Consider the following 15581-nt stretch of genomic DNA (forward strand, 5'->3'; position numbering starts at 1 on the left):
AGCCCGCACCGAACCAGTCAGAAGCGAGGAGGCCATGCGCACACCCCGTACGACCCCCGCGACCGGCGCCGAGGCGCCGCCGTCGCCACCCGTGCGCGGCCGTCGCGCGCACGCCGGGCCACCGGCCGACGAGAGCCCGGCCGAGGGCGCGGCCGAGACACCGGACCCGGCCCCGCGAGCGGTGCGTCTGCGCATGCGCCCGCGCACCGTGCGGGCCAAGATCGTCTGCCTGCTGATGGTGCCCGTGGTCTCCCTCCTGGCCCTGTGGGCGTACGCCACCGTCACCACCGCTCAGGACGTCTCCCGGCTGCGCCAGGTCCAGCGGGTGGACACCCAGGTCCGGGCCCCGGTGAGCGCCGCGGTGGCCGCGTTGCAGGAGGAACGGACGGTGGCCGTGCGCCGCGCCACCGACCCGGACGCGGTACCGCCCGGCGACTACGAGGAGCTGTCCGCCCGCACCGACCGGGCCGTCGGCAAGCTGCGGCTCGGCGAGCACAGCACCGTCGCCGACAGCGGGGAACTGCCCACGGGAGTGGCGCGGCGGCTCGAGGCGTTCGTCACCGGTGCCGAGGAGCTGGGCCCGCTGCGCAGCGCCGTGCTCGACCGCCGCGCGGACTGGGCGGAGACCTATCAGCGGTACACGACGGCGATCTCGGCCGCCTTCCAGGTGGGCGGTGCGCTGAGCGGGGTCCAGGACGCGGATCTCGGGTCCGACGCGCGCGTCCTGGTCGAGTTCGCCCGCGCGGGCGAAGCGCTGGCCCAGGAGGACGCCGTACTCGCCGGCACCCGGCCCGCCGGCGGCCTGGACGGCGAACGGCTGCGGATGTTCGCCTCCGCCGTCGGCGCCCGCCGCGCCCTCACCGAGTCCGCCGTCGCCGACCTGCGCGGCGCGGACCGCGCCGCCTGGCTGGAACTCGCCGGCGGTGCCGCCTACACGACCGTGGGCGCCACCGAGGACCGGCTCCTGAACGGCGGCTCGGGCGACCGGCCGATCGAGGCCGCGGCGCCCCGCGGCTCCTGGGACCCGTCCCACGCGCGCGTGCGGGACGGCATGCGGACCATCGAAGGGAACGCCGGGCGCGGGGTCGCCGACCGGGCCGACCCGTTCACCCGGGGCGTGCTCACCCCGGCCGGGGCCGCCGTCCTCTTCGGGCTCCTCGCCGTCGCCGCGTCACTGGTCATTTCCGTCCGCATCGGCCGCGGCCTCGTGGTCGAGCTGGTGAGCCTGCGCAACAGCGCCCTGGAGATCGCCCGGCACAAACTTCCCGAGGCCATGCGCCGACTGCGCTCGGGCGAGGAGATCGACATCCGGTCCGAGGCCCCGCCGGGGGCACCCGCCGAGGACGAGGCCGGGCAGGTGGCCGAGGCCCTGGGCACCGTGCACCGCGCCGCACTGCGGGCCGCCGTCGAGCGCGCCGAGCTCGCCAGCGGCATCTCCGGGGTCTTCGTCAACCTCGCCCGCCGCAGCCAGATCCTCGTCCACCGCCAGCTCAGCCTCCTCGACAGCATGGAACGCCGCTCCGACGACCCGGACGAACTGAGCGACCTGTTCCGCCTCGACCACCTCACCACCCGGATGCGCCGCCACGCCGAGAGCCTCATCATCCTCTCCGGCGCCGCCCCCGGCCGCGCCTGGCGCATGCCCGTCCCGCTGACCGACGTCGTCCGTGCGGCGGTCTCCGAAGTCGAGGACTACGCGCGCGTGGAGGTGCGACAACTCCCCGAGGCGTCGGTCGGCGGCGCCGCCGTGGCCGACCTCACCCACCTCGTCGCCGAACTCATCGAGAACGCCGCACAGTTCTCGCCGCCGCACACACGGGTCAGCGTCACCGGCGAGCCCGTCGGCAACGGCTACGCGCTCGAAGTGGAGGACCGCGGGCTCGGCATGGGACGGGAAGCCCTGGCCGAGGCAAACCGCCGCATCGCCCAGTCGGAGGCGCTCGACCTGTTCGACAGTGACCGGCTCGGCCTGTTCGTGGTCAGCCGGCTCGCGTCCCGGCACGGCATCAAGGTCCACCTGAGGCCCTCGCCGTACGGCGGCACCACAGCCGTCGTCCTCCTGCCCACCGCTCTGCTGCACCACGCAGCGGCGGAACGTTCCCTCGAGGACGCCCGACCGCTCCAGGCGCAGTCACGGCCGTCGCCCGGAGCGGGACGCGGGGCAGCCGCCCCCATGGAGGCTGCACACGAGGAAGCCGCACAGACAGCGGGAGAGCCGGCGGAGCACAGGAACGGGCGCGTGCCCGCCGGCGTCCCGCGCCGGGGACCCGTCCCCGCACCCGCCGACCGGCCCGCGCTGGTGGCGCCCGCACCCGCCACGGCGGAGACCACGACCACAAGCCGGCCCCCAGGAGCCCCCGCCTTGCGTCTGCACCCGTCCCCCGGCCGGTCCACCGACCGGCCCTCCGACCCGGCCGCGGACTCCGACCACCTCCCCCGCCGCGTACGCCAGGCCAGCCTCGCCCCCCAACTGCGCGGCGGGCGACCGGAAGAACCCGCACCGCCCGTCTCCGCGCACGACCACGACGAGCGCACCCCCGAAAGCGTGCGCGACCGCATGGCGGCGTACCGCGACGGCTGGACCCGCGGCGGTGGCCGGCAACCGGGCCGCGGTGCCCCGCCCGGCGCGACGACCCCCCGCGACACCAGCGAAGGAGACCCCGCATGATCCACGACCCCCGCACGGCATCCGACCGGCGGACCGGCGAACTCGACTGGCTGCTGGACGACATGGTCGTGCGCGTGAGCGAGGTGCGGCACGCCGTCGTGCTGTCGAACGACGGGCTCGCCGTGGGCGCGTCGACCGGCCTCGGCCGCGAGGACGCCGAGCACCTGGCCGCGGTCTCCTCCGGTTTCCACAGCCTCGCCAAGGGCGCGGGCCGGCACTTCGGCGCTGGGAGCGTGCGCCAGACCACGGTGGAGATGGACGACGCCTTCCTGTTCGTGGCCGCCGCCGGGGACGGCTCCTGCCTCGCCGTCCTCACCGCCGTGACCGCGGACATCGGCCTGGTCGCCTACGAAATGGCACGGCTCGTCAGACGGGTCGGCGAGCACCTGTACACGGCGCCACGGGCAGCGGCTCGACCGCCCGCCGCAGGATGACCCGGGAGGGCGGTCCGCGCAGATGACCGACGACACCACGAGCGGCGTCCCCGACGGGCCGGGCGGCCGGTGGTACGACAACGAGGCCGGACCTCTGGTCCGCCCCTATGCGATGACGGGCGGCCGTACCCACCCGGGCCCCACCGGAATACGGTTCGACCTGATCGCCCTCGTCACCCTGCACCCGGACGCACCAGCGGCCGGCCACGCCGCGCTCGGACCGGAACACCGCGCCCTGATCGAACTGTGCCGCACGGAGACCCAGTCGGTCGCCGAGCTCGCGGCCGACGCGAATCTGCCCGTGGGCGTCGTCCGGGTGCTCCTCGGCGACCTGGTCGAACTGGGCTCCGTGACCGTCAGCCGTCCCGTACCGCCCGCGCAACTCCCCGACGAGCGCATCCTGCGCGAGGTGATCAACGGGCTGCGCGCCCTGTAGAGGCCGCCCGAACCGATGAGAAGAGGCCGCAGGCCATGACAGCGAAGAACGCCCACGACGACCCGCCCACCCGTGAAGGCCGCTCGCGCACACCGAGGCCGCCGCGCACACCCCCGGCCGTCTGCCGTCGTCCGCACTCCCGAGAGAAGTGATCGATGGTCTCCGAGCATCCCGACGCCACCGGCGGCGACACCACCGCGCTGGCGCTGAAGATCCTGGTCGCCGGAGGGTTCGGCGTGGGCAAGACGACCCTCGTGGGCGCGGTCAGCGAGATCAGACCGTTGCGCACGGAGGAACTGCTCAGCGAGGCCGGTCAAGGCGTGGACGACACCGCAGGCATCGACCAGAAGGTCACCACGACCGTCGCCATGGACTTCGGACGCATCACCATCCGCTCCGGGCTCTCCCTCTACCTCTTCGGCACCCCGGGCCAGGACCGCTTCTGGTTCCTGTGGGACGAACTCGCACAGGGCGCCCTCGGCGCGGTCGTCCTGGCGGACACCCGGCGCCTGGAGGACTGCTTCCCGGCGGTGGACTACTTCGAGCACCGGCACATCCCGTTCGTCGTGGCCGTCAACTGCTTCTCGGGCGCTCGCCGACACGGCACGGACGACGTCCTGCGCGCTCTCGACCTCGACGCCGGGACGCCCGTGGTGCTGTGCGACGCGCGGGAACGCGACTCGGGGAAGGAGGTGCTGATCCGGCTGGTGGAGTACGCCGGGAGGATGCACACCGCCCGGCTGCTCGACTCGGTGCGGTGACCGGCCGACCACCCCCGGCGGCCACCGCCCCGCGGTACGGGCGTCGCGGCGAACGTCCGCCACTCGTCATCGGTCATCTTCTGTGCCATGCACCAATCCTCCTTGCCCGCGGCACGGGTGTGGGGAAGGCTGGCGGGCAGATCCCCCGCGCAGGGGGAGACGACGCATACGGGGACAACACGGGGAGACCGGATCATGGTGCAGAAGCAGGGACTCGGCTGGCTGCTGGACGACCTGACCGAGCGGGTGGAACACGTACGGCACGCGCTGGTCCTGTCCAACGACGGCCTGGTGACAGGGGCGAGTACGGGGCTGCGGCGGGAGGACGCCGAGCACCTCGCCGCCGTCTCGTCCGGACTTCACAGCCTGGCCAAGGGCTCCGGCCGTCACTTCGGGGCCGGCGGAGTACGGCAGACGATGGTCGAGTTCGACGACGCGGTGCTGTTCGTCACGGCGGCGGGCTCCGGCAGCTGTCTGTGCGTGCTCAGCGCGGCGGAGTCGGACATCGGGCAGATCGCCTACGAGATGACGCTGCTCGTCAACCGGGTCGGTGAACACCTCGACGTCGACGCGCGGCAGCCGGACCGGAATCTGTCCACAGACTTCTGACCAGGTCTTTCCTACCCTGCCGGTGCGGGTGTGCGGAGTTTTCCACAGGCTCGGAACGGGTGTCGCGGCAGCGGCTACGGTTCTGTGTCAGGCGGCCGGGGACGACGTCGGCCGACGCACTCCACGGGGGAGACGAGCATGCCGGAAAAGACCATCGCGCACGACGACACGGTCACCGTCGAACGGATCACCGCTGTCCGGGAGGTATCGGTCGCGCCGAGCCGGGCGGCACGCGAACTCGGGCTGAGGCGGGCCGACTTCGACATCGCCGTACAGCTCGGACGCATCCGCACCGTCCCCGGCGACAGGGGAGGCGGAGGGCGCGTGGCCCGCGCCGAGATCCAGCGGGTCCGTTCGGAGGCGGGCTTTCCGGAGGCCCTGCGGGAGAGCGTCCGGACAGTGGGGACGACGGACGGCGCGGCTCTCCTGGAGGTGACGAAAGCGCGGTTCACCCGCCTCGCCCGGCTGGGACTGCTGGTGCCGACGACGTTCTCCCTGAACCGCTACCGGGCCGTCGTCTGGAGGTATCTCGTCGACGACCTGCGGGAGTTCGCGGCCGACGAGCGGAACAGGGCGCTGCTGACGGGGCGCGTCCCGGGAGGCCTGCGGGACCAGCTGGCGGAAGGGCTCGACCTGCGCCCCCGCAACTGGCGGGGCCGGCACCTCGAGTGTCTGCTGCGCCGGACGGACGACCCGTGGGCCCGGGCCGCCGCCGTGGCCTCACTGCTCGACCCGGTCGACGTCTCGGAGGTCGTCCGGGACCCCTACGAACGCTCCCACCTGAGCCTGCTCCGACCGGCCCGCCCGGTCCACGGCTCACCGGGTTCGCCGGCCGCGCAGCTCGCCGAAGAGCTCATGACGGCTGCCGAGCCGGACGAGACCGACCGGCTCCGGGCCGACCTGGCGCGCGCGGTGCGCCACGCGCGCATCCTCCGACCGGCCCCACGCCCGGCCCCACGAGCGCAGCGACACGGCCCGGCAGCGACGGCCCACGGTCACCGCCCGGCACCGGCGCCGCCCCGTCGTCGTCCGGCACTGGCGGCACCGACGGCAGCGACGGCACCCGGGCATCACCGGGCGGCGACGGCCCGCGGACGCCGGGACGCGCACCCTGCTCTCCGGCCCGTACCGAACCCGCCGCGGCCGGTGTCGAACGCACCCGGGCCGGCGCCGTCGCGGCACCGGGCCGCGGACTCCGGAAGGATCCGCGGCCTCCTCGGCCGGCTCCGGCGCCGAGGCTCATGACCTACAGGGACCGGAACAATCCCTCCTGGACGACGGAGACCAGCAGGCGTCCCTCCACGTCGTAGATCCGCCCACGGGCCAGTCCCCGCCCGCCGGTCGCGATCGGGGACTCCTGGTCGTACAGGAACCACTCGTCGGCGCGGAACGGCCGGTGGAACCACATGGCGTGGTCCAGCGAGGCCATGTCGAAGCCCCGCGGCCCCCACAGGGGTTCCACCGGGAGGCGCACGGCGTCCAGGAGCGTCATGTCGCTGGCGTAGGTCAGGGCGCAGGTGTGCACGAGCGGGTCGTCGCCGAGCGGTCCGACCGCGCGCATCCACACGGCGCTGCGCGGCTCGGCGTCCGCGACCTCGTCGGCGCTCCAGCGCAGCCGGTCGACATAGCGGATGTCGAACGGCTGACGGCGCGCCATCCGCTCCAACTGCTCCGGCAGCGCGCCCAGGTGGGCGCGGATCTCGTCGGTGAGCGTCGGCAGGGACTCGGGGTCCGGGACCTTGCGGGCCGGCGGCAGCTGGTGCTCGAAACTCCCCTGCTCAGGCTTGTGGAAGGAGGCGGTGAGCGTGAAGATCGTGCGGCCCTGCTGCACGGCGGTGACCCTGCGGGTCGTGAACGACCTTCCGTCCCGGTCCCGTTCGACCTGGTACACGATCGGCACGCCCGGGCGCCCGGGACGCAGGAAGTACGCGTGCAGCGAGTGCACCGGGCGGTCGCCCTCCGTGGTGCGCCCGGCGGCGACCAGCGCCTGGCCGGCCACCTGGCCGCCGAAGACCCGCTGCAGGGACTCCTCGGGACTGCGGCCGCGGAAGATGTTGACCTCGATCTGCTCCAGGTCGAGCAGGGCGACAAGGCTCTCTGCCGGGTTCGTCATCGGTGGGACTCTCCTGTGCTCACAACTGGCCGACATCGGTGACACGGACGACCGCCCGGCCCTCGGCGTCCGAGGCCGCGAGATCGACCTCGGCGCTGATGCCCCAGTCGTGGTCGTCGTTCGGGTCGTCGAAGATCTGCCGCACGCGCCACAGGCCGTCCTTCGGCTGCTCCTCGATCACCAGCAGCTTGGGGCCGCGGGCGTCGGGACCGGTGCCGAGGTCGTCGTACTCGTCCCAGTACTTGTCCATGGCCTCGCCCCACGCGTCGGCGTCCCAGCCGGCCTCGGCGTCCATCTCGCCCAGCTCCTCCACCTGGTCGAGAGCGGCGAGCTCGACCCGGCGGAACATGGCGTTGCGGACGAGGACGCGGAAGGCCCGCGCGTTGGCGGTGACCGGCCGTACCTGGTCGGCCTTCTCCTGGGCCTCCTCGGCCGTCATCACCTCGGGGTTGGCGAGCTGCTCCCACTCGTCCAGCAGGCTGGAGTCGACCTGGCGCACCATCTCACCGAGCCACTCGATCAGGTCCTGGAGGTCGTCGGACTTCAGGTCGTCGGGGACGGTGTGGTCCAGGGCCTTGTAGGCGCTCGCGAGGTAGCGCAGAACGATGCCCTCGGTGCGGGCCAGCTCGTAGTGCGAGACCAGCTCCGTGAAGGTCAGCGCCCGCTCGTACATGTCACGGATGACCGACTTCGGCGACAGCGGATGGTCACCGACCCACGGGTGGCTCCTGCGGTAGGTGTCGTACGCGTGGAAGAGCAGCTCCTCCAGCGGCTTCGGGTACGTGATGTCCTGGAGACGCTCCATGCGCTCCTCGTACTCGACGCCGTCCGCCTTCATCGCGGCCACGGCCTCGCCGCGCGCCTTGTTCTGCTGGGCGGCGAGGATCTGTCGCGGGTCGTCCAGCGTGGACTCCACGACGGACACCATGTCCAGGGCGTACGACGGCGACTCGGGGTCCAGCAGTTCGAACGCGGCCAGCGCGAACGTGGACAGCGGCTGGTTCAGCGCGAAGTCCTGCTGGAGGTCCACCGTCAGGCGGACGATGCGGCCCTCGGCGTCGGGCTGGTCGAGCTTCTCGACGATGCCGCCGTCCAGCAGCGAGCGGTAGATGGCGATCGCCCGCCGGATGTGCCGCAGTTGCTGCTTGCGCGGCTCGTGGTTGTCCTCCAGCAGGTGCCGCATCGCGGCGAAGGCGTTGCCGGGCCGGGCGATGACCGACAGCAGCATCGTGTGCGTGACCCGGAAGCGGGAGGTCAGCGGCTCCGGATCGGAGGCGATGAGCTTCTCGAAGGTGCTCTCCGACCACGCCACGAAGCCCTCGGGGGCCTTCTTGCGGACGACCTTGCGCCGCTTCTTCGGATCGTCACCCGCCTTGGCGAGCGCCTTCTCGTTCTCGATGACGTGCTCGGGGGCCTGGGCAACGACGAAGCCCTCGGTGTCGAAACCCGCGCGCCCGGCCCGGCCGGCGATCTGGTGGAACTCACGGGCCCGCAGCGTGCGCACCCGGCTACCGTCGTACTTGGTCAGGGCCGTGAACAGCACCGTGCGGATCGGGACGTTGACGCCCACGCCGAGCGTGTCGGTCCCGCAGATCACCTTCAGCAGACCGGCCTGCGCGAGTTTCTCCACCAGGCGCCGGTACTTGGGCAGCATGCCCGCGTGGTGCACGCCGATGCCGTGCCGGACGTAACGGGAGAGGTTGCGGCCGAACTTCGTGGTGAAGCGGAAGGCGCCGATCAGCTCGGCGATCTTCTCCTTCTCCTCACGTGTGCACATGTTGATGCTCATCAGCGCCTGCGCCCGCTCCACGGCCTGCGCCTGCGTGAAGTGCACGATGTAGACGGGCGCCTGCCGGGCCTCGAGCAGGTCGGTGAGCGTCTCGGTGAGCGGCGTGTAGCGGTACTCGTAGGAGAGCGGCACGGGCCGGGTGGCCGAGCGGACCACCGCCGTGGGGCGGCCGGTGCGGCGCGCGAGATCCTTCTCGAAGAACGAGACGTCACCGAGCGTGGCCGACATCAGGACGAACTGGGCCTGCGGCAGTTCCAGCAACGGGATCTGCCAGGCCCAGCCGCGGTCCGGCTCCGCGTAGAAGTGGAACTCGTCCATGACGACCTGGCCGATGTCCGCGTGCTTGCCGTCGCGCAGCGCGATCGAGGCGAGCACCTCGGCGGTGCAGCAGATGACGGGCGCGTCGGCGTTCACCGAGGCGTCGCCGGTCAGCATGCCGACGTTCTCGGTGCCGAACAGCTTGCACAGCTCGAAGAACTTCTCCGACACCAGCGCCTTGATCGGAGCCGTGTAGAAGGTGACCTCGTCCCGGGCCAGGGCGGCGAAGTGAGCACCCGCCGCGATCATGCTCTTGCCGGAGCCGGTGGGCGTCGACACGATCACGTTGGCGCCGGAGACCACCTCGATCAGCGCCTCCTCCTGATGGGGGTAGAGCGTGATCCCGCGTTCCTGGGCCCACGACTCGAAGGCTTCGTACAGGGCATCGGGATCGGCGGTCGGCGGGAGCTGGTCGATGAGGGTCACGCCCCCATCTTGCCTGGCCCGGGCCGCGATGGGGGAATCGGATGCCGGAACGAAGATCACGACCGCTACGCTGGGTCGCCGACGGCGCATCAGCGGATCCGGAAACGGGCCCGGACAACTGGACAGCGGCAGACGAGGAATGGGGCGGGCAACGGCGATGATGGGACCAGCACACTCACTGTCGGGCGCCGCGGCCTGGCTGGGCGTCGGGGCGGCGACCGCCGCGGCCGGACACCCGATGCCCTGGCCGGTGCTGCTCGTCGGGGCCCTGATCTGCGCCGGTGCCGCCCTCGCCCCGGACCTCGACCACAAGGCGGCCACCATCTCCCGGGCCTTCGGACCGGTCTCCCGGTGGCTGTGCGAGATCGTCGACAAGCTGTCGTACGCCGTCTACAAGGCCACGAAGAAGCGGGGCGACCCGCGCCGCTCCGGCGGACACCGCACCCTCACGCACACCTGGCTGTGGGCGGTCCTGATCGGCGCCGGCGCCTCGGCCCTTGCCATCGCGGGCGGACGCTGGGCGGTGCTCGCGATCCTCTTCGTGCACATGGTGCTGGCGATCGAGGGCCTGCTGTGGCGGGCGACCCGCGGCTCCAGCGCCGACGTGCTGGTCTGGCTGCTCGCCGCGACGAGCGCGTGGATCCTCGCCGGGACGCTGGACGAGCCGGCCGGCGGTTCGGACTGGCTGTTCACCGCACCCGGCCAGGAGTACCTGTGGCTGGGACTGCCGATCGTGCTGGGTGCGCTGGTCCACGACATCGGGGACGCGCTCACCGTCTCGGGCTGCCCGATACTGTGGCCGATACCCGTGGGCCGCAAGCGCTGGTATCCCATCGGTCCGCCGAAGGCCATGCGGTTCCGGGCGGGCAGCTGGGTGGAGCTGAAGGTGCTGATGCCGGCGTTCATGGTGCTCGGCGGAGTGGGCTGCGCGGCGGCGCTCAACTTCATCTGAGGCGCCCGGCGGCCTTTTCCGCGGGCATGCGTCCCCTGGAGACGCGCCCCCGGGGCGTGCGCCTCGCCGGCTCAGCCGGTGCCGCCGCCCTCCGCCTCGCCGCTGCCGTAGCGTCGCTCGAAGCGGGCGACGCGTCCCTCCGAGTCCACCGTCCGGGCCTTGCCCGTGTAGAAGGGGTGGCTCTCCGAGGAGATCTCGACGTCCACCACCGGGTAGGTCTCCCCGTCGTCCCAGGCGATGGTCTCCTCGCTGGTCGCGGTGGACCGGGTGAGGAAGGCGTATCCGGCGGCGCGGTCGCGGAAGACGACGGGCCGGTAGTCGGGGTGCTTGTCCTGCTGCATGGCTGCTCCTCGTGCGGCGCGGACCGCCGGGCCGGCGGCGCGGGGACCCGGTGGCGGGTGGTGTCAGCCGGGCAGGGAGTCCTCGTCGACGACGTGCATCGCGGCCTCCTCGGCGGACGCCGCCGCGCCGTCGATGCCCACGTCCCTGGCGACCAGCGCAGGCTCCTCGTCCTCGTGCGTTCCCTCGTCGGGGGCCACGAGCCGGCCGGAGCGGCCCGCGCCGACCTCGTCGTCCAGCAGTTCGCCGTCGGTTCCCTCGGAGTCGCCCAGACCGTCGCCGTCGGGGGCGGCGGGGTCCGGCCGCTCCTCGGCGAGCCGCTGCTCCAGCGTCTCGCCCCGGTGACGTTCGGCGGCCGTCACACCGGTGTGCTCGACCGCCCAGGGGCGCTCGGGCGGGGACCAGCCCCGGTCGAGGGGGTCGTCGACACCGTCGTACTCGAGGGTGTCCTCACCGTCGAGCAGTCCCGTGTCCTCCCTCTGCTCGGAATCGTCGGGCTGGTAGACGTCATCTCCCCATCCGTCGGCGCTGTTCACGGGTACCTCCAGGGGGTGGGGTCCGACCCCTTCTCTCCGTGGACCGCGGCGGGCCGCCGCTGCACGGGGCACAGGCGTCACCCGTCGTCGAACCACGCGGTTCCCGGGCCTTCCCCGAGCCGGTGCCTCCTCCCAGCCTTCCACCCCCGTTCGGGACCGCGCAACGGCACGGAGCCCGGCCGGGGCGGCTCCTGCGGTGCCTGCCCGGCGCCGGGCGGCGCAGCGCCCGCACGGGGCCTGGGGAACCGCGCGACGAACCGCGTACCACCCGCACCGCAACCACCTACGACCGAGCGTCCACGGCCGTCCGCCCCGCCCGCCCCGCGCCGCGGGACCGGCGTGCCCCCGTCCGTGTGGCCGAGCAGCGAGGGGTGCCGCCCCGCCCGCCCCGCGTGGGACCGGCGCGCCGCCTGCTCCGCCCCGCGTGGGACCGGCGTGGCCCCGCCCGCGTGGCCCGGCGGCGAGCGGTGCGCGCCGCTCAGCCGTGCCACGACCGCCAGAGCGCCGCGTAGGCACCGTCCGCCGCGACCAGTTCGTCGTGGCTCCCCAGCTCGCTGATCCGGCCGTCCTCGACGACGGCGATGACGTCCGCGTCGTGGGCGGTGTGCAGGCGGTGCGCGATGGCGATCACCGTGCGGCCGTCCAGGACACGGGCCAGGGACCGTTCGAGGTGGCGCGCGGCCCGCGGGTCGAGGAGGGACGTCGCCTCGTCCAGCACCAGGGTGTGCGGGTCGGCCAGCACCAGCCGGGCGAGCGCGATCTGCTGGGCCTGTGCCGGTGTGAGCGCGTACCCGCCGGAGCCGACCTCGGTGTCCAGGTCCTCGTCGAGCGCACGGGCCCAGTCGTCCGCGTCGACCGCGCCCAGCGCCGCCCACAGCTCGGCGTCGGTGGCTCCGGTGCGGGCGAGGCGGAGGTTGTCGCGCAGGGAGCCCACGAAGACGTGGTGCTCCTGGTTGACCAGCGCGACGTGCGAGCGGACCCGCTCGGCGGACATCCTGGACAGTTCCGCGCCGCCCAGGGTGATGCTGCCGTCACGGGGACCGTAGATGCCGGCGAGCAGCCTGCCCAGCGTCGACTTGCCCGCACCGGAGGGGCCCACCAGGGCCAGCCGCGTCCCCGGGGCGACCTCCAGCGACACCTTGCGCAGGACGTCCACGCCCTCCAGGTAGCCGAAGTGCACCCGGTCGGCGTGCACGTGCCGTCCGTCCGGCGCCAGCGAGGCGTCACCGGCGACCGGCTCGATGTCCCGCACGCCCACCAGACGGGCCAGCGACACCTGGGCCACCTGCAGCTCGTCGTACCAGCGCAGGATCAGCCCGACCGGGTCGACGAGCATCTGGGCGATCAGCGCGGCCGTGGTCAGCTGGCCGACCCCGATCCACCCCTGCAGGACGAACACACCGCCGATCAGCAGGACGGAGGCGAGCACGGTCACATGGGTGACGTTGATGACCGGGAAGAGCACCGACCGCAGCCAGAGCGTGTAGCGCTCCCAGGCCGTCCACTCCTTGATCCGGCGCTCCGACAGCTCGATGCGGCGGGCGCCGAGGCGGTGGGACTCGACGGTGCGGCCGGCGTCCACGGTCTCCGCGAGCGCGGCGGCCACGGCGGCGTACCCGGCCGCCTCCGAACGGTAGGCGGAGGGTGCGCGGCGGAAGTACCAGCGGCAGCCGATCACCAGGAGCGGCACGGCGAGGAGCACCACCGGCGCGAGCGGGGGAGCGGTGACCGCGAGGCCGCCGAGCAGCAGCACCACCCACACCACGCCGATGGACAGCTGGGGCACGGCCTCGCGCATGGCGTTGCCGAGCCGGTCGATGTCGGTCGTGATGCGGGACAGCAGGTCGCCGGTGCCCGCCCGCTCCAGGACGCCCGGCGGCAGGCCGACCGAGCGCACGAGGAAGTCCTCGCGCAGGTCGGCCAGCATCCGCTCGCCGAGCACGGCACCGCGCAGCCGCACCTCGCGGACGAACACGGCCTGGACGACGAGCGCCAGCAGGAACAGCGTGACGGTGAGCCCGAGATGCAGTTCGCGGGTGTCGTCCGAGACGCGTTCCACGAGCCCGCCCAGCAGCGAGGGGCCCGCCATGGAGGCGATCACGGCGACGGTGTTGACGGTGACGAGCAGCACGAACGCACGGCGGTGCCGGCGCAGGAGATCGCCCGCGTAGGCCCGGACGGTCGCGGGGACCCCGACGGGCAGGGTGCTCGCCGTCGTCGGGGCCGCCGGGTCGTACGACGGTGGCGCCACGCCGATCATGCCGTCTCCTCGATCTCTTCCAGTCGGTGCAGTACGTCGTCGTCCAGCCGCCCGCCGAGGGAGCCGCCGTCGGGGTCCGGCGTGTTCCCGGCCCCGTGCCCGGTGTGCCGGGCGGCGTTCTCGTCGTCGGTCTCGCGGGTGACGACGGCCCGGTACCGGGGCTCGCCGTGCAGCAGCTGCCGGTGGGCGCCCACCGCCGCCACCCGGTCGTCGTCCAGGAACACGACGCGCTCCGCGCGGTCCAGCAGCAGCGGCGACGAGGTGAACACCACCGTCGTGCGCCCCGCGCGCAGGTTCCGCACGCCCTCGGCGATCCGCGCCTCGGTGTGCGAGTCCACTGCGGAGGTCGGCTCGTCCAGGACGAGCACCTCCGGGTCCGTGATCAGGGACCGGGCCAGGGCGAGCCGCTGGCGCTGGCCGCCCGAGAGAGAGCGGCCCCGCTCGGTGATGCGGGCGTCCATCGGATCGTCGGCGCCGACAGACCCTTGCGAGAGCGCCGCCAGCACGTCGCCACACTGGGCCGCGGTCAGCGCGTCCCCGGCTGCGACGGCGCCGGACGCGGGCACGTCCAGCAGTTCGCGCAGCGTGCCGGAGAGCAGCACCGGGTCCTTGTCCTGGACCAGGACGGCCGTGCGGGCGGAGTCCAGCGGCAGCTCGTCGAGCGGCACCCCGCCCAGCAGGGCCGACGTCCCCTCCTGCGAAGGATGCCCGCCGAGACGCTCCGCGAGGCGGCCGGCCGCGTCGGGGTCGCCGCACACCACGGCGGTGAGCGTGCCCTTCGGAGCCAGCAGACCCGTGGACGGGTCGTACAGGTCTCCGGCCGGTACCTCGGCGGCGCGCGTCCCCGCGGTGTCCGTGGCCCGCTCCAGCGCCAGCACGCGTGCGGCCCGCTTGGCGGAGGGGCGGGAGAAGGAGTACGCCATGGCGATCTCCTCGAAGTGCCGCAGCGGATAGGTGAGGATCATGACGGAGCTGTAGACGGTGACGAGTTCGCCGACGCCGATGCGGCCCTCGCCGGCCAGGTGCACTCCGTGCCAGACCACCGCGATCAGCAGCAGTCCCGGCAGCAGCACCTGGATCGCGGAGATCAGGGACCACATCCGGGCGCTGCGGACGGCCGCGTGCCGCACCTCCTGGGAGGCGCCGCGGTAGCGGTCGAGGAAGAGCTCCTCGCCGCCGATGCCGCGCAGGACCCGCAGTCCCGCGACGGTGTCCGAGGCCAGTTCGGTGGCGCGTCCGGCCTTCTCGCGCTGGACGTCGGCTCGCCGGGTGGCGCGGGGGAGCAGGGGCAGCACCGCGAGGGCCAGCACGGGCAGACCCGCCGCGACGACGACCCCGAGCGACGGTTCGTAGACGACCAGGCCGACGCAGACCAGCACGATGGTCACCGCCGCAGCGGTGAACCGGGACACGGCCTCCACGAACCAGCCGATCTTCTCGACGTCGCTCGTGGAGACGGCGACGACCTCGCCGGCCGCGACGCGGCGGGTCAGTGCCGAGCCCAGCATCGCGGTCCTGCGGGCCAGCAGTTGCTGGACGCGGGCCGCGGCGGTGATCCAGTTGGTGACCGCGGAGCGGTGCAGGAAGGTGTCGCCGAGGGCGTTGCCTACGCAGCACAGCGCCATGAGGCCGCCGGCAGCCGCGAGCCGGGCGCCGGAGCGGTCGACGACGGCCTGGACGGCGAGGCCGACGCAGAAGGGCAGGGCCGAGACGGAGGCGAAGTGCAGCAGGCCCCAGGCCAGCGACTTGAGCTGGCCACCCAGTTGGTTCCGGAACAGCCACCACAGGAAACGGGGGCCCGAGCGCGCGTCGGGCACGCCCGGGTCGGGATACGGAAGGTCTTGGATCTGCATGGCGTCCCAGAGGCTCGTGTCAGGGGGTGCCGCGCAACACGGCATCAAGAGGCTGCAAACCGTGAAAGGTTCGCGTCGCGGCGTGCC

13 protein-coding genes are annotated in these 15581 nt (G+C 73.3%); 7 read left to right on the plus strand and 6 right to left on the minus strand.

What is annotated here, in order from left to right:
* Positions 1–34 precede the first annotated feature (34 nt).
* From ACGF3H_RS24155 to ACGF3H_RS24180, 6 genes are all read left to right on the plus strand, one after another.
* The gene (locus tag ACGF3H_RS24155; protein ID WP_362487448.1) at positions 35–2668 is read left to right on the plus strand and encodes a nitrate- and nitrite sensing domain-containing protein; all 2634 of its coding nucleotides are present in this window, start codon (positions 35–37) and stop codon (positions 2666–2668) included.
* Positions 2665–3102: a roadblock/LC7 domain-containing protein gene (locus ACGF3H_RS24160; RefSeq protein ID WP_362487446.1), complete on the plus strand. Its 438-nt coding sequence runs from the start codon at positions 2665–2667 to the stop codon at positions 3100–3102. The genes ACGF3H_RS24155 and ACGF3H_RS24160 overlap by 4 nt, the downstream gene beginning before the upstream one ends.
* Before the next feature lie 22 nt (positions 3103–3124).
* Positions 3125–3538, plus strand: a complete 414-nt coding sequence (locus ACGF3H_RS24165; RefSeq protein WP_362487444.1) for a DUF742 domain-containing protein — start codon at positions 3125–3127, stop codon at positions 3536–3538.
* Between the two features lie 155 nt (positions 3539–3693).
* Positions 3694–4299, plus strand: a complete 606-nt coding sequence (locus ACGF3H_RS24170) for an ATP/GTP-binding protein (protein WP_362487442.1) — start codon at positions 3694–3696, stop codon at positions 4297–4299.
* A 195-nt stretch (positions 4300–4494) separates the two neighbouring features.
* Positions 4495–4908, plus strand: coding sequence for a roadblock/LC7 domain-containing protein (locus ACGF3H_RS24175; RefSeq protein WP_362487440.1), 414 nt, complete (start codon positions 4495–4497; stop codon positions 4906–4908).
* Between the two features lie 138 nt (positions 4909–5046).
* A complete protein-coding gene (locus ACGF3H_RS24180) occupies positions 5047–6153 on the plus strand; it encodes a DUF6397 family protein (protein WP_362487438.1) in 1107 nt (368 codons plus the stop codon).
* A 1-nt stretch (position 6154) separates the two neighbouring features.
* On the opposite strand, the gene ACGF3H_RS24185 is transcribed toward ACGF3H_RS24180, so the two are convergent.
* Both ACGF3H_RS24185 and ACGF3H_RS24190 read right to left on the minus strand, forming a co-directional pair.
* Positions 6155–7021: an acyl-CoA thioesterase II gene (locus tag ACGF3H_RS24185; RefSeq protein ID WP_362487436.1), complete on the minus strand. Its 867-nt coding sequence runs from the start codon at positions 7019–7021 to the stop codon at positions 6155–6157.
* A gap of 19 nt (positions 7022–7040) precedes the next feature.
* Positions 7041–9554, minus strand: coding sequence for a DUF3516 domain-containing protein (locus ACGF3H_RS24190; RefSeq protein ID WP_362487434.1), 2514 nt, complete (start codon positions 9552–9554; stop codon positions 7041–7043).
* Between the two features lie 157 nt (positions 9555–9711).
* Here ACGF3H_RS24190 and ACGF3H_RS24195 point away from each other — a divergent pair, with 157 nt between their 5' ends.
* Positions 9712–10506: a metal-dependent hydrolase gene (locus ACGF3H_RS24195; protein ID WP_362487432.1), complete on the plus strand. Its 795-nt coding sequence runs from the start codon at positions 9712–9714 to the stop codon at positions 10504–10506.
* 71 nt (positions 10507–10577) lie between these two features.
* On the opposite strand, the gene ACGF3H_RS24200 is transcribed toward ACGF3H_RS24195, so the two are convergent.
* The 4 genes from ACGF3H_RS24200 to ACGF3H_RS24215 all read right to left on the minus strand — a co-directional run bounded on the left by ACGF3H_RS24200 (position 10578) and on the right by ACGF3H_RS24215 (position 15494).
* A complete protein-coding gene (locus tag ACGF3H_RS24200) occupies positions 10578–10847 on the minus strand; it encodes a type B 50S ribosomal protein L31 (RefSeq protein WP_362487430.1) in 270 nt (89 codons plus the stop codon).
* Positions 10848–10910: 63 nt separating this feature from the next.
* A complete protein-coding gene (locus ACGF3H_RS24205; protein WP_362487428.1) occupies positions 10911–11381 on the minus strand; it encodes a DUF5709 domain-containing protein in 471 nt (156 codons plus the stop codon).
* A 478-nt stretch (positions 11382–11859) separates the two neighbouring features.
* Positions 11860–13641: an ABC transporter ATP-binding protein gene (locus ACGF3H_RS24210; protein ID WP_362487426.1), complete on the minus strand. Its 1782-nt coding sequence runs from the start codon at positions 13639–13641 to the stop codon at positions 11860–11862.
* Positions 13638–15494: an ABC transporter ATP-binding protein gene (locus ACGF3H_RS24215; RefSeq protein WP_362487424.1), complete on the minus strand. Its 1857-nt coding sequence runs from the start codon at positions 15492–15494 to the stop codon at positions 13638–13640. The genes ACGF3H_RS24210 and ACGF3H_RS24215 overlap by 4 nt, the downstream gene beginning before the upstream one ends.
* Positions 15495–15581 lie beyond the last annotated feature (87 nt).

Origin of the sequence: Streptomyces sp. NPDC048185 (assembly GCF_043202495.1) — a bacterium.
Classification (GTDB): domain Bacteria; phylum Actinomycetota; class Actinomycetes; order Streptomycetales; family Streptomycetaceae; genus Streptomyces.

Excerpts from the sequence above, each read along its gene's own strand:
- ACGF3H_RS24155 (WP_362487448.1), top strand. The coding sequence starts at position 35 with ATGCGCACACCCCGTACGACCCCCGCGACCGGCGCCGAGGCGCCGCCG.
- ACGF3H_RS24160 (WP_362487446.1), top strand. The coding sequence starts at position 2,665 with ATGATCCACGACCCCCGCACGGCATCCGACCGGCGGACCGGCGAACTC.
- ACGF3H_RS24165 (WP_362487444.1), top strand. The coding sequence starts at position 3,125 with ATGACCGACGACACCACGAGCGGCGTCCCCGACGGGCCGGGCGGCCGG.
- ACGF3H_RS24170 (WP_362487442.1), top strand. The coding sequence starts at position 3,694 with ATGGTCTCCGAGCATCCCGACGCCACCGGCGGCGACACCACCGCGCTG.
- ACGF3H_RS24175 (WP_362487440.1), top strand. The coding sequence starts at position 4,495 with ATGGTGCAGAAGCAGGGACTCGGCTGGCTGCTGGACGACCTGACCGAG.
- ACGF3H_RS24180 (WP_362487438.1), top strand. The coding sequence starts at position 5,047 with ATGCCGGAAAAGACCATCGCGCACGACGACACGGTCACCGTCGAACGG.
- ACGF3H_RS24185 (WP_362487436.1), bottom strand. The coding sequence starts at position 7,021 with ATGACGAACCCGGCAGAGAGCCTTGTCGCCCTGCTCGACCTGGAGCAG.
- ACGF3H_RS24195 (WP_362487432.1), top strand. The coding sequence starts at position 9,712 with ATGATGGGACCAGCACACTCACTGTCGGGCGCCGCGGCCTGGCTGGGC.
- ACGF3H_RS24200 (WP_362487430.1), bottom strand. The coding sequence starts at position 10,847 with ATGCAGCAGGACAAGCACCCCGACTACCGGCCCGTCGTCTTCCGCGAC.
- ACGF3H_RS24210 (WP_362487426.1), bottom strand. The coding sequence starts at position 13,641 with ATGATCGGCGTGGCGCCACCGTCGTACGACCCGGCGGCCCCGACGACG.
- ACGF3H_RS24215 (WP_362487424.1), bottom strand. The coding sequence starts at position 15,494 with ATGCAGATCCAAGACCTTCCGTATCCCGACCCGGGCGTGCCCGACGCG.